Origin of the sequence: Sphingomonas sp. Root241 (genome assembly GCF_001428865.1) — a bacterium.
GTDB lineage: Bacteria > Pseudomonadota > Alphaproteobacteria > Sphingomonadales > Sphingomonadaceae > Sphingomonas.
The window spans coordinates 184,767-208,464 of the sequence record NZ_LMIV01000001.1 but is presented as its reverse complement, the minus strand read 5'-3'; the positions used below and the strand labels follow the sequence as shown (position 1 = coordinate 208,464).

General features: G+C 65.5%; 27 protein-coding genes and 1 tRNA gene. 13 read left to right on the top strand and 15 right to left on the bottom strand.

Going from position 1 to position 23,698, the window contains the following annotated elements; genetic code table 11:
• Window positions 1–13: 13 nt before the first annotated feature.
• On the bottom strand, window positions 14–1,126 hold the full coding sequence (locus ASE13_RS01030; protein WP_056610311.1) for an S-(hydroxymethyl)glutathione dehydrogenase/class III alcohol dehydrogenase: 1,113 nt from the start codon (window positions 1,124–1,126) through the stop codon (window positions 14–16).
• Window positions 1,127–1,294: 168 nt separating this feature from the next.
• Here ASE13_RS01030 and ASE13_RS01025 point away from each other — a divergent pair, with 168 nt between their 5' ends.
• The 4 genes from ASE13_RS01025 to ASE13_RS20110 all read left to right on the top strand — a co-directional run bounded on the left by ASE13_RS01025 (window position 1,295) and on the right by ASE13_RS20110 (window position 3,127).
• A complete protein-coding gene (locus ASE13_RS01025) occupies window positions 1,295–1,720 on the top strand; it encodes an ArsI/CadI family heavy metal resistance metalloenzyme (RefSeq protein WP_056614478.1) in 426 nt (141 codons plus the stop codon).
• Window positions 1,720–2,061 carry an ArsR/SmtB family transcription factor gene (locus ASE13_RS01020; RefSeq protein ID WP_056614476.1) on the top strand — a complete coding sequence of 114 codons (342 nt, stop codon included), beginning with the start codon at window positions 1,720–1,722 and terminating at the stop codon, window positions 2,059–2,061. Before ASE13_RS01025 ends, ASE13_RS01020 begins: the two co-directional genes overlap by 1 nt.
• On the top strand, window positions 2,058–2,723 hold the full coding sequence (locus ASE13_RS01015; RefSeq protein ID WP_321164341.1) for an MIP/aquaporin family protein: 666 nt from the start codon (window positions 2,058–2,060) through the stop codon (window positions 2,721–2,723). The genes ASE13_RS01020 and ASE13_RS01015 overlap by 4 nt, the downstream gene beginning before the upstream one ends.
• 62 nt (window positions 2,724–2,785) lie before the next feature.
• Window positions 2,786–3,127, top strand: coding sequence for an ArsC/Spx/MgsR family protein (locus ASE13_RS20110; protein ID WP_235536921.1), 342 nt, complete (start codon window positions 2,786–2,788; stop codon window positions 3,125–3,127).
• A gap of 46 nt (window positions 3,128–3,173) precedes the next feature.
• Here ASE13_RS20110 and ASE13_RS01005 read toward each other — a convergent pair.
• From ASE13_RS01005 to ASE13_RS01000, 3 genes are all read right to left on the bottom strand, one after another.
• Window positions 3,174–3,248: transfer RNA gene (locus ASE13_RS01005), tRNA-Thr, on the bottom strand.
• A 192-nt stretch (window positions 3,249–3,440) separates the two neighbouring features.
• A complete protein-coding gene (locus ASE13_RS19595) occupies window positions 3,441–3,590 on the bottom strand; it encodes a hypothetical protein (RefSeq protein WP_156404673.1) in 150 nt (49 codons plus the stop codon).
• Window positions 3,557–5,353: an aminopeptidase P family protein gene (locus ASE13_RS01000; protein WP_056610305.1), complete on the bottom strand. Its 1,797-nt coding sequence runs from the start codon at window positions 5,351–5,353 to the stop codon at window positions 3,557–3,559. Before ASE13_RS01000 ends, ASE13_RS19595 begins: the two co-directional genes overlap by 34 nt.
• Before the next feature lie 114 nt (window positions 5,354–5,467).
• On the opposite strand from ASE13_RS01000, the gene ASE13_RS00995 reads away from it, so the two are divergent.
• The 4 genes from ASE13_RS00995 to ASE13_RS19590 all read left to right on the top strand — a co-directional run bounded on the left by ASE13_RS00995 (window position 5,468) and on the right by ASE13_RS19590 (window position 10,458).
• Entirely contained in the window at window positions 5,468–6,544 is a 1,077-nt protein-coding gene (locus tag ASE13_RS00995) for a DSD1 family PLP-dependent enzyme (RefSeq protein WP_235536796.1), read from the top strand.
• 253 nt (window positions 6,545–6,797) lie between these two features.
• Complete coding sequence (locus ASE13_RS00990; protein ID WP_056610303.1) at window positions 6,798–7,655, top strand: sensor domain-containing diguanylate cyclase; 858 nt, start codon at window positions 6,798–6,800, stop codon at window positions 7,653–7,655.
• Between the two features lie 20 nt (window positions 7,656–7,675).
• Window positions 7,676–9,739 (top strand): S9 family peptidase, encoded by a 2,064-nt coding sequence (locus ASE13_RS00985; RefSeq protein ID WP_056610301.1) that lies wholly within the window; start codon window positions 7,676–7,678, stop codon window positions 9,737–9,739.
• A 320-nt stretch (window positions 9,740–10,059) separates the two neighbouring features.
• Window positions 10,060–10,458, top strand: coding sequence for a hypothetical protein (locus tag ASE13_RS19590; RefSeq protein ID WP_235536795.1), 399 nt, complete (start codon window positions 10,060–10,062; stop codon window positions 10,456–10,458).
• A gap of 243 nt (window positions 10,459–10,701) precedes the next feature.
• On the opposite strand, the gene ASE13_RS20320 is transcribed toward ASE13_RS19590, so the two are convergent.
• The 3 genes from ASE13_RS20320 to ASE13_RS00970 all read right to left on the bottom strand — a co-directional run bounded on the left by ASE13_RS20320 (window position 10,702) and on the right by ASE13_RS00970 (window position 12,381).
• Complete coding sequence (locus ASE13_RS20320; protein ID WP_268801267.1) at window positions 10,702–10,830, bottom strand: hypothetical protein; 129 nt, start codon at window positions 10,828–10,830, stop codon at window positions 10,702–10,704.
• Between the two features lie 122 nt (window positions 10,831–10,952).
• Window positions 10,953–11,600, bottom strand: a complete 648-nt coding sequence (locus tag ASE13_RS00975; RefSeq protein ID WP_056610297.1) for a DUF4893 domain-containing protein — start codon at window positions 11,598–11,600, stop codon at window positions 10,953–10,955.
• A gap of 280 nt (window positions 11,601–11,880) precedes the next feature.
• A complete protein-coding gene (locus ASE13_RS00970) occupies window positions 11,881–12,381 on the bottom strand; it encodes a winged helix-turn-helix transcriptional regulator (RefSeq protein ID WP_056610295.1) in 501 nt (166 codons plus the stop codon).
• A 150-nt stretch (window positions 12,382–12,531) separates the two neighbouring features.
• Between ASE13_RS00970 and ASE13_RS00965 the strand changes: the two genes are divergently transcribed.
• The 4 genes from ASE13_RS00965 to ASE13_RS00950 all read left to right on the top strand — a co-directional run bounded on the left by ASE13_RS00965 (window position 12,532) and on the right by ASE13_RS00950 (window position 16,801).
• Window positions 12,532–12,846: a CC_3452 family protein gene (locus ASE13_RS00965; RefSeq protein ID WP_056610293.1), complete on the top strand. Its 315-nt coding sequence runs from the start codon at window positions 12,532–12,534 to the stop codon at window positions 12,844–12,846.
• A gap of 154 nt (window positions 12,847–13,000) precedes the next feature.
• The gene (locus ASE13_RS00960) at window positions 13,001–15,088 is read left to right on the top strand and encodes a RelA/SpoT family protein (RefSeq protein ID WP_056610291.1); all 2,088 of its coding nucleotides are present in this window, start codon (window positions 13,001–13,003) and stop codon (window positions 15,086–15,088) included.
• 47 nt (window positions 15,089–15,135) lie between these two features.
• A complete protein-coding gene (locus ASE13_RS19585; protein WP_156404671.1) occupies window positions 15,136–15,429 on the top strand; it encodes a hypothetical protein in 294 nt (97 codons plus the stop codon).
• A gap of 346 nt (window positions 15,430–15,775) precedes the next feature.
• On the top strand, window positions 15,776–16,801 hold the full coding sequence (locus ASE13_RS00950) for a glycosyltransferase family 2 protein (protein ID WP_056610288.1): 1,026 nt from the start codon (window positions 15,776–15,778) through the stop codon (window positions 16,799–16,801).
• A gap of 35 nt (window positions 16,802–16,836) precedes the next feature.
• On the opposite strand, the gene ASE13_RS00945 is transcribed toward ASE13_RS00950, so the two are convergent.
• Window positions 16,837–17,565, bottom strand: a complete 729-nt coding sequence (locus ASE13_RS00945; protein WP_056610286.1) for a class I SAM-dependent methyltransferase — start codon at window positions 17,563–17,565, stop codon at window positions 16,837–16,839.
• 1 nt (window position 17,566) lies between these two features.
• Window positions 17,567–17,995: a GtrA family protein gene (locus tag ASE13_RS00940; RefSeq protein ID WP_235536794.1), complete on the bottom strand. Its 429-nt coding sequence runs from the start codon at window positions 17,993–17,995 to the stop codon at window positions 17,567–17,569.
• 130 nt (window positions 17,996–18,125) lie between these two features.
• On the opposite strand from ASE13_RS00940, the gene ASE13_RS00935 reads away from it, so the two are divergent.
• Entirely contained in the window at window positions 18,126–19,907 is a 1,782-nt protein-coding gene (locus ASE13_RS00935) for a hypothetical protein (RefSeq protein ID WP_056614451.1), read from the top strand.
• On the opposite strand, the gene ASE13_RS00930 is transcribed toward ASE13_RS00935, so the two are convergent.
• From ASE13_RS00930 to argB, 6 genes are all read right to left on the bottom strand, one after another.
• A complete protein-coding gene (locus ASE13_RS00930) occupies window positions 19,876–20,517 on the bottom strand; it encodes a MarC family protein (protein ID WP_056610284.1) in 642 nt (213 codons plus the stop codon). The genes ASE13_RS00935 and ASE13_RS00930 overlap by 32 nt on opposite strands.
• Window positions 20,514–21,131, bottom strand: coding sequence for a hypothetical protein (locus ASE13_RS00925; RefSeq protein ID WP_235536793.1), 618 nt, complete (start codon window positions 21,129–21,131; stop codon window positions 20,514–20,516). The genes ASE13_RS00930 and ASE13_RS00925 overlap by 4 nt, the downstream gene beginning before the upstream one ends.
• A complete protein-coding gene (folD, locus tag ASE13_RS00920; RefSeq protein WP_056610282.1) occupies window positions 21,128–22,003 on the bottom strand; it encodes a bifunctional methylenetetrahydrofolate dehydrogenase/methenyltetrahydrofolate cyclohydrolase FolD in 876 nt (291 codons plus the stop codon). The genes ASE13_RS00925 and folD overlap by 4 nt, the downstream gene beginning before the upstream one ends.
• Complete coding sequence (locus ASE13_RS00915) at window positions 22,000–22,302, bottom strand: DUF167 domain-containing protein (protein WP_056610280.1); 303 nt, start codon at window positions 22,300–22,302, stop codon at window positions 22,000–22,002. Before ASE13_RS00915 ends, folD begins: the two co-directional genes overlap by 4 nt.
• Window positions 22,303–22,605 (bottom strand): YggT family protein, encoded by a 303-nt coding sequence (locus ASE13_RS00910; protein WP_081855857.1) that lies wholly within the window; start codon window positions 22,603–22,605, stop codon window positions 22,303–22,305. It lies immediately after the preceding gene.
• 95 nt (window positions 22,606–22,700) lie between these two features.
• On the bottom strand, window positions 22,701–23,600 hold the full coding sequence (argB, locus tag ASE13_RS00905; protein ID WP_056610278.1) for an acetylglutamate kinase: 900 nt from the start codon (window positions 23,598–23,600) through the stop codon (window positions 22,701–22,703).
• Window positions 23,601–23,698 lie beyond the last annotated feature (98 nt).

Sequence of the window (23,698 nt, the reverse complement as noted above, 5' to 3'; positions counted from 1 at the left end):
CGTCCCCCTTTGCTCAATAGACCACGACGCTGCGGATGCTCTCGCCGGCATGCATCAGGTCGAACCCCTTGTTGATCTCGTCAAGCGTGAGGACGTGGGTGATCATCGGGTCGATCTGGATCTTGCCGTTCATGTACCAGTCGACGATCTTCGGCACGTCCGTCCGCCCCTTAGCGCCGCCGAATGCGGTTCCGCGCCAGTTGCGCCCGGTGACGAGCTGGAACGGGCGCGTGGCGATCTCCTTGCCCGCTTCGGCCACACCGATGATGATGCTGGTGCCCCAGCCGCGGTGACACGCCTCCAGCGCAGTGCGCATCACTTCGGTGTTGCCGGTGCAATCGAAGGTGAAGTCGGCGCCGCCATCGGTGAGCGCGAGGATCTCGGCGATCGTCTCTTCGCGCGATTTGCTGCGACCATCGACGAAATCGGTCATGCCGAAGCGGCGGCCCCATTCCTCGCGGGCCGGATTGATGTCGACGCCGATGATCCGGTTCGCGCCCGCCATCCTGGCACCCTGGAGCACGTTGAGCCCGATGCCACCGAGCCCGAACACAACGATGTTGTCGCCGACCTGGACCTTGGCGGTGTTGACCACCGCGCCGACGCCGGTGGTGACGCCACAGCCGATATAGCAGCTGGTCTGGAACGGTGCGTCCTCGCGGATCTTCGCGACGGCGATCTCGGGCAGCACGGTGAAGTTCGAGAAGGTCGAGCAGCCCATATAATGGAAGATGGTCTGGCCCTTGTAGCTGAACCGCGAGGTGCCGTCGGGCATCAGCCCCTTGCCCTGCGTGGCGCGGATCGCGGTGCAGAGATTGGTCTTGCCCGAGAGGCACGACTTACACTGGCGGCATTCGGGGGTGTAGAGCGGGATGACGTGATCGCCGGGTTTGACCGAGGTCACCCCTGCCCCGACTTCGCGGATCACGCCGGCACCTTCATGGCCGAGCACGCTGGGGAACAGCCCCTCGCTGTCGAGCCCGTCGAGCGTATAGGCATCGGTGTGGCAGATGCCGGTCGCCATGATCTCGACCAGCACTTCGCCGGCCTTGGGCCCTTCGAGATCGAGCTCGACGATCTCGAGCGGCTGCTTCGCCTCGAACGCGACGGCGGCCCTGGTCTTCATGATCGATACTCCCGGCTAGCTCCGGGGCCTGATCCGCCAAAGGGGTCCGCGTTGCAAGCGCCGAGGCGCCGCTCGATATAGCCAGGCATCGAAGGCCAGCGAGATTGCCTCTTGTCGAATCGATATTTCTGGAATAGTCGAAATATCGAAACAACGGAGATGGCAACCATGAAACGCCTTCACATGCACGTCAGCGTGCCCAACATCGAACAGGCCATCGCGTTCTACAGCACCCTGTTCGACTCGCCCCCGGCCGTGGTGAAGGACGACTATGCGAAATGGATGCTCGAAGATCCGCACGTCAATCTCGCCATCTCGTCTCGGGCCCGGGGAAGGGGGATCGACCACGTCGGCCTTCAGGTCGATAGCCCGGACGAACTCGCCGAACTCGCCACGCGTCTGAAGGCCGCAGGATCGACGACGTTCGACCAGGAAGCGACGACCTGCTGCTATGCCAAGTCGGACAAGTCATGGGTTACGGACACCGCGGGCGTTCGTTGGGAAACCTTCTTCACGCACGGCGAAGCGACCGCTTATGGCGAGGACGAAGTGATCCCCGGCGACATGCAACCGGCCGCGAAAGCGTGCTGCTGATGCAGCTGCCCACGGCCGTAGAAGCACTGTCGGCGCTCGCGCACGCCAGCCGCCTTGCTGTGCTCCGCCTGCTGGTGCGGGCAGGCGCGGAAGGCATGGCGGCAGGCGATATCGCCCGCGAAATCGGCGCGCTCCCCAACACACTTTCGACGCATTTGACGATCCTCGGCAATGCGGGGTTGATCCAGTCGCGGCGCGAAGGGCGTTCGGTGATCTATTCGGCCGACTATGACGGCATGCGTGATCTTCTGGGTTTCCTCGTCGCTGACTGCTGCGCAGGGCATCCCGAGATATGCGGCTCGCTCGGCGCGCTCGCGATCGACGCCGATTGCTGCTCGTGACGCTGTCGCGGCGCATCGTCGCCGAGTTCGTCGGCACGGCGATGTTGCTCGCGATCGTCGTTGGTTCAGGCATCATGGGCGAGCACCTCGCGGCCGGGAACGATGCTGTCGCATTGCTCGGCAACACGATCGCGACGGGCACGGGGCTGATCGTCCTCATCCATATGTTCGGCCCCGTTTCCGGCGCGCACTTCAACCCCGCGGTTACATTGGCCGTCTTGCTGAAGCGCGAGACGACGGCTGGCATCGCGATCGCCTATGTCGCTGCGCAACTGGCCGGGGCGATCATGGGCGTGTGGGCGGCACACGCCATGTTCGCCGAACCGATGCTCCAGATATCGAGCAAGGCTCGTGACGGGCTGCCGCAGGGCTTCGCCGAATGCGTAGCCACCTTCGGCCTGATCGGGACGATCTTCAGTACGCAGCGCAATCGGCCCGAATTCACACCATTCGCAGTCGGGCTCTACATCACCGCCGCTTATTGGTTCACGGCGTCCACCTCCTTCGCGAACCCGGCCGTGACGATCGCCCGAAGCATGTCGAACAGCTTTGCCGGGATCGCGCCCGCATCGATCGCAGGTTTCATCGCAGGGCAGCTCGTCGGCACGCTGGCGGCCATCGCGTTCTTCGGCTGGCTATTGAGAGAGGAAAGTCCACAGTGAATGCGTTCCCGATCACCATCTATCACAACCCCGATTGCGGCACGTCGCGCAACACGCTGGCGATGATCGAAGCGGCCGGTTACGCGCCGACGATCGTCCAATATCGCAAGGTCGGCTGGACGCGGGCGAAGCTGGAGGAACTGCTGGCCGCAATGGGCGCGAAGCCGCGTGACGTTCTGCGCGAAAAGGGCACGCCCGCTGCCGAACTGAGGTTGGTCGATTCGACGGTGTCCGATGACGCGATCATCGAAGCCATGATCGAACACCCGATCCTGGTGAATCGGCCGATCGTAGTGACGCCGAAGGGCACGAAGCTGTGCCGCCCGTCCGAAGCCGTGTTGCCGCTGCTGGACCGCGTTCCCGCCGAATTCACCAAGGAAGACGGCGAAGTCGTGCGACTGTAGTGCCGGCGGCCCCCTGTCGGGGAAATGTCGCAAGATCATCGAAAAATGGTGCTGCCGGTGAGGATTGAACTCACGACCTCAGCCTTACCAAGGATGCGCTCTACCACTGAGCTACGGCAGCACTCGCCGGTCCGGGACCGGGCGGGAGGGGCCTATGTGCTTGGGGCAGACCGATTGTCAACCCGAAGCAGACCGGTTTATCGACTGTCCGCATGAACGATGCGGAGAAGAAGGCGCGACTCGCGGAAGCACTCCGGGCAAATCTCCGGAAGCGCAAGGCACAGGCGCGCGAGCAGCACGCCGAGCCCACGCCTCAGAGCGAATTCACCCAGGCAGCCGCGAAAGCGCTGAAGTCATAGGCCTTGTCCGCAATCGCGTGCGGGCCCTGCAGGTACATCGCCATGGTGACGGCACCCGCCAGGAACCACATTACCCGATTGGCGCGACCTTCGCTTCCAACCATTGCCGTTCATCCTCAGCCAGTTGCGGGCCGACCACTTCGAGCACCCGCGCGTGATAGCCATTAAGCCACTGAAGTTCCTTTGGGGTTAACAGTGACGGCGCGATCAGGGTGCGCTCGATCGGCGCGAAGGTGAGTGTCTCGAAGGCCAGCATCGGCTGCTCGGCACCGGCGATCGACGCCTTGATCACCAGCACCAGATTCTCGATGCGGATGCCGTATTCGCCGGCCTTGTAGTAGCCGGGCTCGTTCGAGAGGAACATGCCGGCGCGCAGCGGCTCGAGGCTCTGGCCGCCGGGGTAGAAAGGTTGCGCGATGCGCTGCGGCCCCTCGTGCACCGAGAGATAGGCGCCGACGCCGTGGCCGGTGCCGTGGCCGTAATCCAGCCCGACTTCCCAGAGCGGCGCGCGGGCGAAGCTGTCGAGCTGGGCACCGGTAGTGCCTTCGGGGAAGATTGCCGTTGCGATACCGATATGGCCCTTGAGCACGCGGGTGAAGCGGTCCTTCATCTCGGGCGTGGGCTCACCGACGGGCATCACGCGCGTCACATCGGTGGTGCCGTCGGCATATTGGCCGCCCGAATCGACGAGATAGAGCTGGCCGGGCTCGATCGGCAGGCTCGATTCCTGGGTGACCTTGTAATGCGGGATCGCGCCGTTGGGGCCGGTGGCGGAGATGGTGTCGAAGCTCAGGTCCTTGAGCACACCGGTCGCGTCGCGGAGTTCGCGGAGCTTGTCCGCCGCCGACATTTCGGTGAGCTGGCCGGCGGGCGCGGTCTCCTCGAACCATTTGAGGAAGCGGACCAGAGCGGCGCCGTCGCGGGCCTGCGCCGACTTGTGGCCGGCGATCTCGGCGGGGTTCTTGAGCGCCTTGGCGAGGACGACCGGATCGCGCAGGCTGAGGATCTTCGCGCCGCCCGCGTCGAGCGAATCGAAGATCGCGGCGACCGCGCGCTCGGGATCGGCGGCGACGCGCTTGCCGGCAAAGCCCTTGAGCGCAGGCGCGAAGGCGGCGCGGTCGTGCAGTCGGATGGCGTTGCCGAGATGCTGGCGGACGGCGTCGGTGATCTTCTCGGGGCTCACGAACAGGTCGGCGGTGCCGTCGGCATTGACGATGGCGTAGGCCAAAGCGACCGGGGTGTGGCTGACGTCGTTGCCGCGGACGTTGAATGCCCAGGCGATCGAATCGAGCGCCGAGAGCACCACTGCGTCGGCCTTGCGCGCGGAAAGCCACTCGGCGATCTCGGCGCGCTTGGCGGCGGAGGTGCGGCCTGCGGCGGCATCGTCCTGGACGGCAAGCGTCGCATCCGAGGGCGCGGGGCGATCGGGCCAGACGGCGTCGACGGGATTGGTGTCCACCGCGACCAGCTCCGCGCCTTTCTCGGCGAGCGCCTTCTTCGCTTCCTCGACCCAGGCACGCGTGTGGAGCCAGGGGTCGTAGCCGATGCGGTCGCCATCGGGGGCGTGTTCGCCCAGCCACGAGGCCATGCTGGTCCCGGGCACCGAGACATATTGCCACTGATCGGCCGAGACCTGCTGGCGGACCTGCAGCGTGTAGCGCCCGTCGGTGAAGATCGCGGCTTCGCTCGACAGCACCACCGCGCTGCCGGCGCTGCCCTGGAAGCCGGTCAGCCAGGCGAGGCGCTGGGCATAGGCGCCGACATATTCGGACATATGCTCGTCGGTGAGCGGCACGACGAAGCCGTCGAGTCGGTCGCGCTTCAATTGCTCGCGAAGGGCGGAGAGGCGATCGGCGTAGCTGGACATGGCGGTTCCTCGAACATCGGGTGCCGCGGACTTCGGACGCGCGCGAGTCGAGCGGCTGATTGCCCGACCGTTTGGCCGATGGAATCGCGATTGGGAAGCGCTATGCCCTGGCGCATGACCACGCCCCTCCTCCGCCGCGACCTGCCCACGCCCGCATTGCTGATCGATCGCGCCGCGCTGGAGCGCAACATCGCGGCGATGGCGGCCTTTGCCGAGGCGCAGGGCGTCGCGCTCCGGCCGCACGCCAAGACGCACAAGAGCGGCGAGATCGCACGGCGGCAGATCGTAGCGGGAGCGGCGGGAATCTGCTGCGCCAAGCTCGGCGAGGCCGAAGCGCTGGCCGCGGACGGCGTGGCGAACATCCATCTCACCTCGCCGGTGGTGACCCCGGCGGCGATCGGGAGGCTGGCAGCGCTCGACCGGCGGATCGCGCTGTCGGTGGTGGTGGACCATCCCGATAATGCGCGGGCGCTCGGCGCAGTGGAGGGGCTCACCGTGTTCATCGATCTGGATCCGGGGAGCCATCGCACCGGCGTGACTTCGGCGGAAGCGGCCGTCGCGCTGGCGCGGGCGATCGCCGCGACGGGCACGCTCAAGCTGGGCGGGGTGCAATATTATTGCGGATCGCATCAGCATATCCAGAGCCTGGCCGAGCGGCGCGCCGCGATCGTCGAGCGGACCGAATATCTCCGCGAAGTACTGGGTGCGCTGGCCGATGCCGGGTTCGCCATCCCGGTGGTGACCGGCGGGGGCACCGGGACCTTCGCGATCGACGCGTCGCTGGGGGTGTTCACCGAGCTGCAGGTGGGATCGTACATCTTCCTCGACCGCGAATATCTGGATTGCGAGCTGGCCGGGCCAAGCTTCGAGCCGGCCCTGTTCGTCGACGCCACGGTGGTGAGCGCGAACACGCCGGGGATGGTGACGATCGATGCAGGGCTGAAGGCCTTCGCGACCGATGCCGGAGTGCCGGTGGTGCTCGACGGCGCGCCGGAGGGGACCCGCTACGCCTTTACCGGCGACGAGCACGGCGCGTTGCTGGGCGACGGGCTGCCCGAACTCGGCGCGCGCGTGACGCTGATGCCGCCGCACTGCGATCCGACGGTCAATCTCTATGACCTTTACCATGTGCTCGACGGCGACATGGTGACTGGGAGCTGGCCGGTGACCGCGCGCGGCCGATCGACCTAGGCCGTATCGACATCCAACTTGGAGCGGTTTCCTCCTCTTCCGTCACCCCGGACTTGTTCCGGGGTCCTGCTGCCTTTGGGCAGAACAGAAGAAGCGGGATCCCGGCTCAAGGCCGGGATGACGGAAATACGGTTCTCAACCTGGGGTCTGCACCCAAGCAAGCGATTCGTTCGGCGTTAAGCTTTACCGTTTCGAATATTTTGACGGCCATGGTGGAGAGAGGACCGCTGCAGCCACAAGCGTGAAGGGATCCATGCGCTTTTATTTCGCCACTTCGCTCGCGTTTCCGCGCGCCCTTCGGCTGCGGCTGGCTGCGATCTGCGTTGCCGCGACAAATCTGCCGCTGCTCGTCTGGATCGGCTGGAGCGTGGCGGCGGGTAGTCCAATGCTGGCCGAATTCTCGGCGCTGATGCTGGCGAGCGTCGCGGGTATGACAATCGCGCTGCAAGCAATGGGCGGTTTGCTGGCAGACCTCCCCGCGGCGCAGGAAAGGCGCGCCATGGTCACCCCGCTGCCGCAGCGTGACGAGGATGCGATCGGCAGCCTGCTCGCCAGCGTCAATCGCGCGGCAGGCGCCGCCGGGCAGCGGATGCGCGAGCTCGATCTCGCGGCGAAGGAGGATCTGCTCACCGGTGCGCGCAACCGTCGCGGCTTCCTGGCGGATATCGAGGACTTTCTGCCCGCCGAGCGGCGCGGCACCGTCGCGCTGCTCGATCTCGACCGGTTCCGGCAGATCAACGACCAGTTCGGCCATGAAGTGGGCGACCGCGTGCTGCGCGATTTCGCCGGGCGGCTCTCGTCCGAGCTGCGCCGCGGCGATCTGGTCGCGCGCTGGGACGGAGAGGAATTTGCGGTGCTGTTTCGCGGCGCCACCGAGGACGAGGCGGCGGGCGTGCTCGGGCGGGTAACCCGCCGGCTGATCGCCAACCCGTTGATCGTGCTCGATGGCGAGGCGCTGACTTTCTCGGCGGGAGTCTGTCGTTTCGGAGGCGAGGCGATCGACGCGACGGTCCTCGGCGCGGAGAAGGCGCTCCACGAAGCGAAACGCGCAGGTCGAGCCCGCGTCGCCTGCGCGAGCCGCCCCGGACAGATATTGTTGCCGCTCGCCTGAACGGCGCGATAAGGCGGGGAATGACCGATCTTCCCAAGCCGCCCGTCGCGGCCACGCGCCCGCATAGTTTCTCCATCCACGGCGTCACCCTCGACGATCCTTGGGCGTGGCTGAAGGATCCCGGCTATCCGGAGGTCACCGACAAGGATGTGCTCGCCTATCTTAGGCAAGAGAACGCGTATTTCGAGAAGGTGATCGCGCCCTTGAAGCCGCTCAGCGAGCGGCTGTTCAAGGAGATGCGCGGGCGGATCAAGGAAGACGAATCGACCGTGCCGCAAAAGGACGGCGACTGGCTCTACTGGACCGATTTCGAGACCGGCGGCGAATATCCGCGCTGGTGGCGCAAGCCGGTGAGCGGCGGCGAGGACCAGTTGATCCTCGACGAGCCGGCATTGGCCGCGGGCAAGGAATATTTCCGGCTTGGCGCGTTCAGCGTCAGCCCCGACGGGCGCTACCTCGCCTACGCCGTCGACGATAACGGATCGGAACGGTTCGAAGTGCGGGTCAAGGATCTCGAGAGCGGCGCGCTGCTGCCCGACACGATCCCCGGCATGCTTTCCGAGATCGTCTGGACGGCGGACTCGAAGGGCTTCCTCTACGGCGTCGCCAACGAGCAGTGGCGCACCGACAATGCGCGCTGGCACAAGCTCGGCGCGCCGATCGAGAAGGATATCGAGCTCTTCAAGGAGGCCGACGAGGGCTATCGCGTCGCCGTGGGCGAGACGAGCTCGCGCAAATGGCTGGTGGTCGCGACCGGCGATCACGTGACTAGCGAAGTCTATCTGCTGCCGGCCGATGACCCCACCGCGCCATTGCTGTGCGTATCGCCGCGCAAAGTCGGTCGTGAGTACGACGTCGACGAGCATGACGGGACCTTGTTCATCCACACCAACGACGTGGATCCGCAGTTCCGGCTGGTGACCGCGCGCATCGACAATCCCGGCGAATGGATCGAGCGGATCGGCCCGTCGAAACATTTCTACATGACCGGTGTGGACTGCTTCGCCGACTTCTTCATCGTCGAGGGGCGCGACGACGGGCTCGATCAGATCGAGCTGCACCGCTACGATCCCGCGATCGCACCGGTGCGGCTGAGATTCCCCGAGGCGAGCTATGTCGCGGGGCTCGGGGACAATCCCGAGTACGACGTCGACACGCTGCGGCTGAGCTACGAATCGATGGTCACCCCGGGGACGGTACAGGATTACGACGTCGCCACCGGCGCGATCACCACGCTCAAGGTCCAGGAGATCCCGAGCGGCTACGACGCATCGAAATACCGCACCGAGCGGCTCAACATCGCCGCGCGCGACGGCACCCAGGTCCCGGTCTCCATCGTCTATCCGAAGGACTTCCCGCGCGACGGCAGCGGCAAGCTCTACCTCTATGCCTATGGCGCCTATGGCTATGCGATCCCGCCCGGCTTCTCGACCAGCCGGATGTCGTTCCTCGATCGCGGCATGGCGTTCGCGATCGCGCATATCCGCGGCGGCGACGATCTGGGCCAGCAATGGTATCTCGACGGCAAGCTCAACAAGCGCGAGAACACCTTCAACGACTTCGTCGACGTGGCGAAGGGATTGATCGACCTCGGCTATACCCACAAAGGCGGGATCGCGATCGCCGGGCGCAGCGCAGGCGGCGAGCTGATGGGGGCGGTGGTCAATTCAGACCCGGATCTGTGGGGCGCCGTGGTCGCCGACGTACCGTTCGTCGACGTGCTCAACACGATGCTCGACGAAAGCCTGCCGCTGACTCCGGGCGAATGGCCCGAATGGGGCAATCCGGTGGAGGATCCCAAGGCATTCGAGCTGATCCGCTCTTACTCGCCCTACGACAATGTGAAGCCGCAGGCCTACCCGCCGATGTTCATCAGCGGAGGGCTCAACGATCCGCGCGTGACTTATTGGGAGCCGGCGAAGTGGGCGGCGAAGCTGCGCGCGACGAAGACCGACGACAATGTGCTGGTGCTCAAGACCAACATGGGCGCCGGGCACGGCGGCAAATCGGGCCGCTGGGAGAGTTTGAAGGAAGCCGCCGACGAGATGGCATTCGTGCTGTGGCAGCTGGGGGTGGAGGAGTAGCGGGCGTGGGGGCTGTGGGCACCCCGTAGGTTTAGAACCTATTCAACCCGTTGATTTGACTAACGGGCTCCCTCTCTTCGTCATCCCCGGGAAAGCGGGGACCCCTCTCCCGAGCAAGCAGCGGACTGCACCGGCGCGCTTGCGGAAACTGTCGGAGATGGGTCCCCCCTTTCCCGGGGATGACGCGTTTTGGATATGAGTCTGCAATCCAGCGCGCTCTCGATGCCGAGGCGTATTCCTCAATCTTTCCTCACCTTCCGCTCATGCCGCGCGTTGCCGCTCATGCCACGATGCCCGTCCAATTCCGCAGGAGGCGCGCAATGACTGGGTCGAGGGAACAAGCGAAGAGTAGCCGGAACTACCGTGCGGGAGTCGCCGTCGCGCTCGTGACATCGTTCCTGACGGTGTGGACCACCATCGTTCGTGACGATGGCCATGGCATCGGCTTTTTCCTGCTGATCCTGGCGACAGGCACGGGCTGGTTCGCCGCCTGGTTTCGGCCCGCAGGCATGGCGCGGACCATGGTTGGCGTCGCGATCATGCAGGCACTGCTCGGGCTGGCCATCGCAACCGCTCCATCGACCACGAATGTACCGGGTGGCCCATTCAAGATACTGCTGTTCAGCGGAGTCTTCATGATGCTGTGGCTGGTATCGGCGGCTTTTTTCCATGCCGCCGCAAAAGGGGCTCCCGAGGCGACGGCGGCACACCACGCATAGATTGCCCAAGGACAGGCGCCCTCTCACTCGGTCGTTTGGTTTTCCGGACTTGCCCGATCCGAGTGGGGACTCGTATTCAAAATCCGTCATCCCCGCGAATGCGGGAACCCATCTCCTGAGCGGGCGACAAGATGCACCGGCGCGCTTGTGGACGCTGTCGGAGAGGGGTCGCCGCTTTCGCGGGGATGACGAAGATAAGGACTAGCCCGTTAGTTAAACCAACAGCTTGTACAGGTACTCAACCTACCGCCGCGCGCGCTCGATGAGTCGGCTCTCGCGGTGGCAGGTGTGGCAGAAGGCGAAATCGAATATCTCGCTGAGCACCCAGGCCTGGCTTTCCAGGTTCCATTCCGCCCAGGCGTCGCGCGTCACGGCTATGCTGCCGCAGCGTTCGCACGCATATTCTACCCGAGGAGCATTGCCTTCTGCCACGCGCACAAGGTGGCACGGTTCGGCTCCACTTCGGACGCAAGTGTCTCCGAAACGGAGGCGTCTCAGCCGCGCGGCTGCTGGTCGACGGGGACGGGCGTGAGTTCGTAGATGTCGAGCTGGCGGCCGTCGGCACCTGCCACCGCGAGGCGCCAGCGGAAGCCGCCGACACGCTCGACCACGCCGACCATATCCCGGGCAGGCTCGTTGCCATAGCCGAGCGAATTTTCGCCCGCTCGGCGCTGGCGCGCCCCCAGAAAAACGTAACGCTTGCCGTCGGGATAGAAATAGCCGGCCGCGGGATCGCTGCCGGTCTGTTTGACGAAGGCGACGCCCTCGTCGGTGGCCGAGACGAAGCAATAGTCGTTCGTCGAACTGCGGGCGCTCGTCGCGCCCCTCGCCGGGCTACGCAGTCGAACGACGCGGCAGCGATAGGAGCCGGGCGTGAGCGACGGCAGGTCGAGGCCGGCACCGGGATCGACCAGCTTGCCCTGCGCCGTGCGCACGCGGCTGGACAGCCGGGCGTGGAGCTTGCCCCAATCGGCGCGAAGGCTCTCGAGCCGGGCGTCATCCTCGGGCCGGATCGACTTGCGCCACTCGGGCGGCTCCTCGACCGGCGCGACACTGACCAGCACGACGCGCGGCGGCGGCGTCTGCGCTGCGCAGGCAGCGAGCAGGGAACACAAAGCAATAGTGACGATGCGCCGGTACATTGGCCACCCTCCGATCAACGTCCGGATTGTCGAAAACTGTTATCGAAAAATGAACGTCGAGCGTTAACGAAAGGTAAACGGCGGGCGGTTTTGTTTGCGGCGCAGCGCAGAAAGCGAAGGAAACTCCCGGTGCCGCAACCCGGATACGCTGGGCACTCGCGGCATCGGTTCGGGCAGAATCGATGAGCGCCGCGTTTGTTGCACTGCAATGGAGAAAAAACCGCGACTGCGGCAAACTGTGGCGCGAAGGCCACGCTTCCTGGGCCTCACATAGCGAACGCTATTCGGCGGCGCGCGCCTCGGGCTCGTCCTCATCCTCGGCGACGTCCTCGGGAAGCGCCCAGACGAGATCGCCCTTCTGGAGCACGCGGCCGTCGTGCGACTGGACGGTGACCTGCGCGATCGGCTTGCGATCGCGGGTGTCGACCAGCACTGGAAAGGCGGGAACGCAGGTCTCCCAGCGCTCGCCCCATTGACGGAGTGCGATCATCGTCGGGAGCAGCGCATACCCCTTGTCGGTGAGGCGATATTCGATTTTCCGGCGATCCTCGGGGCACGGCCGCCGCTCGAGGATGCCCTTGTCGACGAGCCGGGCAAGGCGATTGGCGAGGATGTTGCGCGCGATGCCGAGCTCGGACTGGAACTCCTCGAAATGATAGAGCCCGTTGAACGAGCCGCGCAGGATCAGGAACGACCAGCGCTCGCCCATTGCTTCCAGCGCCGCCGGAAGGCTGCACTCTTTCGCCAGCTCGCGCAGCGACTCTCGGACCGCACCACCCATGACTGAACACCTTACTCCAAATCGCCGATCCAGGGAAACGGCATAACGCATTGCAACGCAGCAAGAGTTTCTGCTTGCAACTTACTTCTATGTCAATTAGGTATTGATTCGCAACTGATGTTGCGAACAAAGGTTCCCCAGGAGGACAACATGAACCGTTATCTTGCCGTCGCGGCAGCTGCCGCGGCCACGCTGGCGCTCACCCCTGCGGCCAGCTTTGCCCAGACCGCCCGCGGCTATTACGCCGCCACTCCGGTGACTTCGCCCGAGAAGACCAGCCTCGTCACGCGTTCGACGATCTGGAAGTGCGGCGAAGGCGTGTGCGTGGCGTCCAAGGCCAATGCCCGCGACAACATCGTCTGCGAACTCGTCGCCCGCGAAGTGGGCCAGCTCTCGGCCTTCCGGGTGAACGGCGCCGACTTCGACGCCGACGCGCTCGCCAAGTGCAACACGAAGGCACGTTGATCTGAGCGGTGCCGGCCCGCTCCCCCACCCGGCCACCCAGAATATACTGCCGTTGGGTGGCCGGGTGGGGGAGCGGGCCGGCGCCGAACAATGAAGGCACGCTAAAACAACTATTTCGTTGCAATGCCGCAGCACGGGACGCCATCTAGGCCCCGTGCTGCGTCAATATGAACTTGTAGACCGGGTCCTGTCCTACGACCCACAGGCCGACGAGGCGCTGCTCAACCGCGCCTATGTGTTTTCGGTCAACGCGCATGGCAGTCAGAAGCGCGCCAGCGGCGACCCCTATTTCAGCCATCCGATCGAAGTCGCAGGCATTCTGACCGACCTGCATCTCGATGCCGAGACGATCGCCACGGCGATCCTCCACGACACGATCGAGGACACGGTGGCCACGCCCGAGGAGATCCAGCGGCTGTTCGGCGATCATGTCGCGCGGATGGTCGACGGCGTGACCAAGCTCTCCAAGATCGAGGCGCAGACCGAGAGCGAGCGCGCCGCCGAGAATCTCCGCAAATTCCTGCTGGCGATGTCCGACGACATCCGCGTGCTGCTGGTCAAATTGGCCGACCGGCTGCACAACATGCGCACGCTCCACCACATCAAGAATCCGGACAAGCGCAAGCGCATCGCCCGCGAGACGATGGACATCTATGCCCCGCTCGCCGAGCGGATCGGCATGTACGAGTTCATGAAGGAGATGCAGACGCTCGCCTTCAAGGAACTCGAGCCCGAAGCCTATGAGAGCATCAGCAAGAGGCTCGACAGCCTATCGGTCGAGGGTGAGGACCGGATCGCCAAGATCGCGTCGGGGCTCAAGCTGCTGCTCGCGCGCGGCGGCGTCGATGCCGAGATATCGGGGCGCGAGAAGCATCCTTATTCGATCTGGAAGAAGATGTCCGAGCGGCACGTCTCGCTCGAGCGGCTCAGCGACATCATGGCGTTCCGCGCGATCGTCGAGACCGAGGAGGAATGCTATCGCGCGCTGGGCGTTATCCACCGCCGCTGGCCGATGGTGCCGGGGCGGTTCAAGGATTACATCTCGACGCCCAAGCGCAACGGCTATCGATCGCTCCACACGACGATCATGCACGCCGGCGACACGCGCGTGGAGATCCAGATCCGCACCCGCGACATGCACGCCCAGGCCGAGTTCGGGCTCGCCGCGCATTGGGCATATAAGCAGGATTCGGTGCGGCCCGACACGCAGGTGAGCTGGATCCGCGACCTGATCGAGATCCTCGAGCATGCCGAGAGCCCCGAGGAGCTGCTCGAGCATACCCGGATGGCGATGTACCAGGACCGGATCTTCGCCTTCACGCCCAAGGGCGAGCTGATCCAGCTGCCCAAGGGCGCGACGCCGATCGACTTCGCGTATGCCGTGCACACCGATCTCGGCGATCAGGCGGTGGGCGCCAAGGTCAACGGCAAGGTCGTGCCATTGCGCACCGAGATCCAGCAGGGCGACCAGGTCGCGATCCTGCGCTCCAAGGCGCAGGAGCCGCAGGCAAACTGGCTCAATTTCGCGATCACCGGCAAGGCGCGCGCGGCGATCCGCCGTCACATCCGCCACAAAGAGCGCGACGAGACCGTCGCGCTGGGGCGCAAGCTCTATGACGACATCGTCCGGCGGCTGCCGACGCCGCCCGGCGAGAGCGCGCTGACCGACGCGCTCAAGCGCCTAAAACTGGCGGACGAAGAAACGCTGATGGAGGCCATCGCGCGGCGCAAGCTGACCGACAGCCAGGTTCTCGAGGCCGTGATGCCCGGATCGACCGAGGGCGCGGAGCATGAATTGCCGACCCAGGCGCAGGCGATCGAGATCAAGGGGCTGACCCCCGGCGTCGCCTTCCATTTCTCCGAGGACTGCCGTCCGGTCCCCGGCGACCGGATCGTCGGCGTGCGTCGCGCCGGCGAGCCGATCGAGGTGCACCGCATCGATTGCGCGAGCCTGGCCGACACCGACGAGGAGGATTGGGTCGACCTGACCTGGGGCGACAAGGCCGAGGGCGGGACGGCGCGCATCGCAGTGACGCTGAAGAACGAGCCCGGCGCGCTGGGCGCGGTGGCGACGCTGATCGGCCAGCAAAAGGCCAACATCCTCGGGCTCAGGATGGACAATCGCGACACCACTTTCCACACCAACACGATCGATCTCGAGGTCCGCAACGCAGCGCATCTGATGAAGCTGCTCGCGGCACTGCGCGCGGCAGACGTAGTGAATTCGGCCGAGCGGATTTAGGCGGAAAGCCCCCTAACCGAACCGGCGCGGTTGTGTATGCTGATGGGATGAAGCGAATTGCTGCGCTCTGCTTCGCCGTCGCCGTATCAGGCTGCGACCGACTCAGTCCACAATGGAAGGGCTGGGTGTATCCCAATAAGCATAATCTCGGCGCACATGTGGCGCTGGGCGCTTTCGATACACTTGAAGAATGCAGGCGTTCGGCAACTACGGTCCTGGCTAACTTCAATATCGTCAACCCTGACGGTGAGATGGTCGAGGGCGACTATGAATGCGGGTATAAGTGCAAGGCCGATAAGAAAATGGGCGGCATCAACGTCTGTGAAAAAACGGAGCGCTAGGACGGATCGACGTTTGGAGCTTTACTCTTCGGCAGCCCTATTTCCAGCCGTCACCCCGGCCTTGTGCCGGGGTCCACCGCGAGCGAGGGCTGGACAAGAGGCTCAAGGCTAACCGGTGAGGCTGAGTGGACCCCGGCACAAGGCCGGGGTGACGAAGAAAGCAAGATACGGAGATCAGCCCTCCGCAGCCTTGGTGGCTTGGCCCGTCAGCGCCTTGGCGGTGCAGATCGCGTCGGCTTCGCTGATCTTGCCTGCAGTTCATCGGCGATCTGAAGCAGGCGGCGGCTGATTACGGTGGCGGATTTTCATGTGACGCCAGAGCCGCACCACGTTACAGCGGCCGGTCATGAAGAGGCCCAAGCTTTCCATCGTCGTCCCCTGCTACAATGAAGAGGCGTGCCTCGAGATGCTCCATGCGCGCATCTCGGCCGCGGCGCAGGCGAGCGTGGGCCAAGATTACGAGATCGTGCTGATCAACGACGGCTCGCGCGACGCGAGCTGGAAGGTGATGCAGCGGCTTTCCGAAAGCGATCCGCGGCTCGTCGCGATCAACCTTTCGCGCAACCACGGGCACCAGCTCGCGCTCACCGCGGGGCTCGATCTGTGCGCGGGCGAGGAAATATTGATCATCGACGCCGATCTGCAGGACCCGCCCGAATTGCTGACCGACATGCGCGCGGCGATGAAGAGCCAGGGCGCCGACGTCGTCTATGCGGTGCGCCGCAAGCGCGACGGCGAGACGATCTTCAAGAAGATCACCGCCGCCTTCTTCTATCGCATGCTCGACCGGATCACCGACACGCCGATACCGCTCGACACCGGCGATTTCCGGCTGATGACCCGGCGCGCGCTCGACGCCTTCCTGTCATTGCCGGAGCAGGCACGGTTCATCCGCGGGATGGTGGCGTGGATCGGGTTCAAGCAGGTGCCCTTTCCCTACGACCGCCACGAGCGGCACGCCGGCGAGAGCAAATACCCGCTCGGCAAGATGATCCGTTTCGCGCTGGACGCGATCACCGGCTTCTCGACCGCGCCTCTGCGCTTCGCCAGCCATGTCGGGCTGCTGCTGACCGGCGCCTCGGCCTTGCTCGTGCTCTACATCCTCGTCGGATGGCTGTTCGGCCGGGCGATCCCGGGCTGGACCTCGCTGATGCTGGTCGTGGTGGTGCTCGGCGCGGTGCAGATGTTCGTGCTGGGGATGATCGGCGAATATCTCGGAAGGCTGTATGTCGAGTCCAAGCGGCGGCCGCTGTACCTCGTGGCCGACGTCGCCGGGCCGGTGCGCGGGCATGCCTCGCTCGGCTATCGCTTCGAGGATTCGGGCGAAGTCAGCGTTTCGCCGCAGACGGTGCGGAGCGAGGTGAGCGAATAATCAAATCCTCCCTCGCTTCAGCGGGGGGAGGATTTTTACTTCACCGAAGCCAGCGCGATCAGCGAGAGGCCGGGCGGCAACGGCACGCGGCCGACCATGTGGCGTTCGAGTCGGAAAATGCCTTCGAACAGGGTGTTGAGCGGCTTGGGCGGGGGCGAATCGTCGCTGTCGTCCTTGCCCATCAGCTTGCCGGCAAAGCGCGCCGCGACCGCGACCGGGAAGAGCAGTGAATTGAAATAACCGAGTTTGCGGCCCTGCAGCCCCGCTTTGGCGAGCAACGCCTCGAAGCCCGCCTTCGAATAGCGGCGCTTGTGATGGTTCACCACGTCGTGCGCGCTCCACATCCATTGATGCGCGGGCACGGTGATCAGGATCTTGCCGCCGGGCTTGAGCGCAGTGGCGATCGCCTTCAGCGCTGCCACATCGTCCTCCACATGCTCGATCACGTCGAGCACCGCGACGAGATCGTAGCTGCCGGGTGCGACGCCGACCAGCTCGGGAAGCGGTGAGGTGCCGACCGGCTTGCCGAGGCGCTCGCTGGCCTTGGCGCCCGCGGTCTCGTCGATCTCGATCGCGTCGATCTCGCCGAACTGGGCGAGCATCGGCAGATTATGACCGGTGCCGCAGCCGATCTCGAGGATGCGGGCATCCCCGGGTAGGCCGCCCCAGCGGGTCAGGTAATCGGCGAGGATGTCGCGGCGGGCGCGGTACCACCAATGCGTGGTGTCGTGCGCGGCCATGCGTTCGTAGACGATGCGATCCATGTCAGCCGAATACCCAGATGCGATTGAGCGCGAAAGTGACGAGCGGCGTGACGAACAGGATCGGAATCAGCGGCCACCACCAGGCGCCGTTGAGCATCGAATCCTCGGTGAGCACCCATACGAACAGGCTGTTGAGGCCAAGGCTCACGAGGCTGACCGCGAAGAAGCGGCCGCCCGTCTTCGCGACATTGCCGCGCTCGCCGTGACCGCGGAAGCTCCAGCGGCTGTGGAGGAAATAGCCGGTGATCATCGCGAAGAAATAGCCGACGAGGTTCGCGATCGACGGCGTCGTGATCTCGTATTTCGCGAGAGGCGAATAGACGATTGCGTAGACCGCCGTGGCGATCCCGCCGCTGATGCCAAAGCGGATCAGCTGGCCGAGCAGCCCGCTCGCCATCATGGATTCCAGTCGGTGCAGGATTGCCGTCACTAGTCTAGCTTGCCCTTGCGCAAGGCGCCGCCCTAATGCGGAGCGTGGAGCGAGGGAAGCGATTTTGAAGCTGAGCGGGATAAGCGGGCTGCGCCTGAAAGAGGAACTGGACCGGCGCTGGCTGGCGGGGATGCTCGTCTTCTGGCTGGGCGTGGCCGCCTGGTTCCTGTGGCAGCGGCAGGGCAACATTCATTGGCTCGTGCTCGGCGACACCGACGACAATATGCGGCTGATGCAGGTCCGCGCCTGGCTGGCGGGCCAGGGCTGGTACGACCTGTGGCAATATCGCCTCGATCCGGCGCTGGGCGGCTTCGACATCCACTGGTCGCGCATCGTCGATCTGCCGATCGCGGGACTGATCCTGCTGCTCAAGCCCTTCATGGGAGTGGCCGCGGCGGAGAAATGGGCTTGCGGGCTGGCGCCGCTGCTCCCGCTCGTGATTACGATGACCGGACTCAGCCTCATTGTCCGCCGGCTCGTCGCGCCGCAGGCCTGGCTGCTCGCGCTGATCATCCTGATGGGCTGCACCTCGACGATCCTGATGTATGCGCCGATGCGCATCGATCATCATGGCTGGCAGCTCGCCTGCCTCGCGCTGACCGTGGCGGGGCTGGCCGATACGCGCCGCGCGCGCGGCGGCGCCACCGTCGGGCTGTCGAGCGCGCTGTCGCTGACGATCGGGCTGGAGATGCTGCCTTATTGCGCGATGGCGGGAGCGATCATCGGCTTACGCTGGGTATGGGATGCGGGCGATGCGCGGCGGATGCAGGTCTATGGACTGAGCCTCGCCGGGGGCTCCGGGCTGGGCTTCGCATTGTTCGCGTCGAACGCCAACCAGGTGCTGCGCTGCGACGCGCTGACGCCGGTTTGGCTGAGCGTGATGGTGGCGGCGGGAACCCTGCTGTTTGCGCTGGCGCTGCTCAATCCGGAGAATCGCTGGCTGCGGCTCGCCTTGGCCGCAGCAGCAGCCGGCGTGATCGTCGCCGGGTTCATATTGCTGTTTCCGCAATGCCTGGGACGGCCCGAGCAGGTTTCGGACGAACTGGCGCGGACCTGGCTCAACAATGTCCGCGAGGCACGGCCGATCTACCAGCATTCGTTCAAGACCGGTTTTCCGATCGCGGCGTTGCCGGTGATAGGCATCATCGGCGCATTGGTCGCGACATGGCGGGCGCGGCGCAGCGAGGCGGCGGTGGCGTGGGCGGCGATCGCGCTGTTCACGGCGTTCGCAGCGGCGATGCTGCTCTGGCAGATCCGCGCCGGCCCCGCCGCGCAGATGCTGAGCGTGCCCGGCGCGACGGCGCTGGCCTGGCTGGTGGTGCCATGGTTCCTCGGGCGCTCGTCGATGCTGGTCCGGGTGTTCGGCTCGGTGCTGGCGTTCCTGATCGTCTCGGGGCTGTTCGCCGGATTGGTCCTGCCCTGGCTGCCTGCGGACAATAAGGGCGGCAAGAGCGGCCCCGACCGGGTGGCGCAGGCCAATGCCGCCTGCGCGCGGATGACCTCGCTGCGGCAGCTCAATGCGATCCCGAAGGCGATCCTCTTCAGCCATGTCGACATGGGACCGCGGCTGATCACGATCACGCACCATGACGGCGTGGCGGGCCCCTATCACCGCAACGGCAACGCGATCCTCGACGTGCATCACGCCTTCACCGGACCGGCCAGCGGCTTCCGGCCGATCGCCGCGCGGCACAAGGCGCAATATCTGCTGATCTGCCCCGATATGGCCGAGACCACGGTCTATCGCTCGCGCAGCCCCAACGGTTTTTACGGGCAATTGCATCGCGGTCAGGTGCCGAACTGGCTGGAACCGGTGGCGCTGCCGGCAAAGTCGCCGTTCCGGCTGTGGCGGATTCGCTACGATCTGCCGGATGTGCCGGTCAGTGCCCCGAAAGCGCCGCCCCCGCGCTGAAGCTGGCGCGGAGCCCGTCGATCACGAACTGCGCGGCGAGCGCGGCGAGCAGCACGCCGAGCAGCCGCGACACCACCGCTTCGATCTTGGCACCGACGATCCGCATGATCGGCCCGGCGATCAGCAAGGCGAGGAGGGTGAGCGCGAGGATCGACGCCATCGCGGCGAGCACAACGGCGGAGCGCGCGAGCCCGTCATTCTGCGACATCAGCAGCATCACCGAAGCGATCGAGCCGGGGCCCGCGATCATCGGCATCGCCATCGGGAAGATCGAGATATCGGCGACTTCGGTGGCCTTGACCTTCTCGGTCCGATCCTCGCGGCGTTCGGTGCGGCGTTCGAACACCATCTCGAGCGCGATCAGGAACAGCATGATCCCGCCGGCGATGCGAAAGGCATTGAGGCTGATGCCGAGCGCGCGCAGCAGCGCCTCGCCGAACAATGCGAAGCCGAACAGGATCGCCGAGGCGACGAGCACCGCGCGGATCGCCATCGCACGGCGATGCACCGCGCTGGCTCCGGTGGTGAGTCCGGCGAAGATCGGCGCGCAGCCGGGCGGATCGATCACCACGAAGAAAGTGACGAAGGCGGAGAGGAAGAGCTCGATCATTGTGGCGCAGCAGTCACGTTGTCTTCGATGACGGTCTCGAAGGTGCGGCCATTCCAGATACGGGCGTCGAAGTGGCGCGCTCCATTGGTTTCAACGCGCCAGTGCCAAGCGAGCGAGCGATCGCGAGACTGTTCGGCGCGGCACCGGTTCCAGCGTCCGCGGCACGTGTCGAATGCTATTTCGGGCGGTTTCGTACTGCAGGTGGCGCGGCGGACCTTCGGCTGCTGCACAGTGGGGCGTGGCTTAGCGAGCACGTCTCCGTGATCCATCGTCCACTTCCACGCTCCGTTGGACTGACGAAACCAGAGCGTGGTGAAATAGCCGACTGACCCGTCTGGCCGTGCCCAGCCGCCGGTATTTACGGCGACGTTGCCGTCGCAGGACACATAGCTCTCGATCGGTTGCCACCGTACCGGACGCGGCGGATCGCGGCGGTCCTTGAGCCAGACTTGCGCATTCGTCTGCTGCGGCACGAACATGACGGCGTCATTGGCGGCGAATTCGCGAAATGCGGTCCACTGACCCCTCTCGCTCGCTGCGCGGTCGAACGCACGCTCGGCCTCCACCGCCGTCTGCGGAGCGGCGGCCTGAAGCGCGAGCGCCAGCAGGATCAAATCCCGTCCTCGTCGAGCGCCACGCCTTCGCGGCGGTGCGCCGCCACCAAGGTGTTGCGGAGCAGGACCGCGATCGTCATCGGGCCGACGCCGCCGGGCACCGGCGTGATCGCGCCGGCCACGCTCGCGGCGCTGTCGAAATCCACATCGCCGGTGAGGCCGTTTTCGGTGCGGTTGATGCCGACATCGATCACGGTGGCACCGGGCTTGAGCCACTCGCCTTTGACGAAATGCGCGCGGCCGACTGCGGCAACGACGATGTCGGCGTGCTGGAGATAGTGCGGCAGATTGCGGGTGCGCGAATGCGCGACGGTAACGGTGCAGCTCTTGGCGGTGAGCAAGGCCGCCATCGGCTTGCCGACGATGTTCGAACGGCCGACCACTACCGCGTCCAGTCCCGAAAGATCGCCCAGCCGATCCTCGAGCAGCATCAGGCAGCCGAGCGGCGTGCACGGGACGAACCCCGGCAGCCCGGTGGCGAGCCGGCCGGCATTGACCGGATGGAAGCCGTCGACATCCTTGTCGGGATCAATCCGCAGCAACACTTCATCGGCATCGAGATGCGCGGGCAAGGGCAATTGGACGAGGATGCCGTCGACCGCCGGATCGGCGTTGAGCTGGTCGACCAGCGCGATCAGCGTCGCCTGATCGGTATCGGCGGGCAGCCTGTGCTCGAAGCTCTCCATCGCCGCCTCGCGGGTCATCTTGCCCTTGGAGCGGACATAGACCGCAGAGGCCGGATCCTCGCCGACCAGCACCACCGCGAGCCCCGGCGCGCGGCCCGTCGCCTGCCGGAATGCGGGGACGCGCTCCGCCACACGGGCACGGAGGCCCGCCGCGAATGCCTTGCCGTCGATCAATGCTGCGCTCATGGCTCGGCTCCATAAAGGCTGGCGGCGATCTTCGCCAGCGCGTCCGCATCGCCCGCGATGGCGAGCCTTTTGTGTCGCGCAGTGTCGCCCGAAATCAGCGTCACGGCGCGTTTGGGAACCCCGAACGCCCTGGCGACCAGCGGGATCAATGCCGCATTCGCCGCACCTTCGACGGGCGCCGCAGCCAGCCGCGCGGCGAAATGTTCGTCCGTGCCCGCCGCGAACGCATCGCGCGAGGCGCGCGGCGTCACGCGAACGGCAATCTCCAGGCCCTCAGCAACGCTGCGCCATGCCGGCACTCAGCCGGCATAACCCGCAGTGGCGATCTGCACGATCAGCCAGGGGATGAAGTAGTTGTTGAGGATGTAGAGAACCAGCAGCACGACCAGAGGCGAGATGTCGAGCGCACCGAAATCGGGGAGGACGCGTCGAATCGGGCGATAGACCGGCTCGGTGACCGTCTGGAGCCCGTTCCACAGCGCGCGCACAAATTCGTTATGGGTGTTGATCACGTTGAACGCGATCAGCCACGATAGGATAGCCTGCGCGACGATGATGAAGGTGAAGACCGTCAGCAGGAGCTGCACGATCTGCAGGAGCATGATCAGGAACGAGGTCAAGTGCGTCTCCGAAGGGTCGAGTTGTGCATTGGATACAGGAAAGCCGCGCCCCCGGACAAGACTCGCTCTGGCCTCGCTCAGGCGTGGACGAGCGTGCCCGCGCCGCGCCGCGTGAATATCTCGAGCAGCATCGCGTGCGGCACGCGCCCGTCGAGGATGACCGCGGCGTCGACTCCCGCCTCGACCGCCGCCACGCAGGTCTCGACCTTGGGGATCATCCCGCCCGAGATCGTGCCGTCCGCCTTGAGCGCGGCGATCCCCGCGGGATCGAGATCGGTCATCAGCTCGCCCGCATTGTCGAGCACCCCGGCGACGTCGGTGAGCAGGAAGAAGCGCTTGGCGCCGCACGCCCCGGCGATCGCCCCCGCCATGGTATCGGCGTTGATATTATAGGTGTGGCCGTCGGCGCCGAGCGCGATCGGCGCGACAACGGGAATGAAGCCCTGTGCGGCGAGCGAGCGCAGGATCGAGGGATCGACCGCGACCGGCTCCCCGACGAAGCCGAGATCGACATGGCGCTCGATCCCGTTCAGCGGATTGGGCTCACGGCCCTGGACCTTCTCGGCAGTAACCAGCGCCGCGTCCTTGCCCGAGATGCCGACGGCCTTGCCTCCCGCTTGGCCGATCCAGCCGACGATCTCCTTGTTGATCGATCCGGCCAGGACCATCTCGGCGATCCGCGCGGTCTCGGCATCGGTGACGCGCAGCCCCCCGACGAATTGCGATTCGACGCCGAGCCGCTTGAGCATCGCGCCGATCTGCGGCCCGCCGCCATGGACGACGATCGGATTGATCCCAACCGCCTGGAGCAGCACCACATCCTCGGCGAAATCGCGCGCCAGCTCGGGATCGCCCATCGCGTGGCCGCCATATTTCACCACGAAGGTCGCGCCGGCATAACGCTGTAGATAGGGCAGAGCCTCGGTGAGCGTCTCGGCCTTGGCGAGCAGCGCGGGATCGGGTGCGTTATCGGTCATCGCGCGGCTTTACGGTCCGTATGCACCAGCGGCAATGGTCATGCAGGGAACACAATCCAGGCAGATTCCTCCCTCGCTTTAGCGGGGGAGGTGGCATG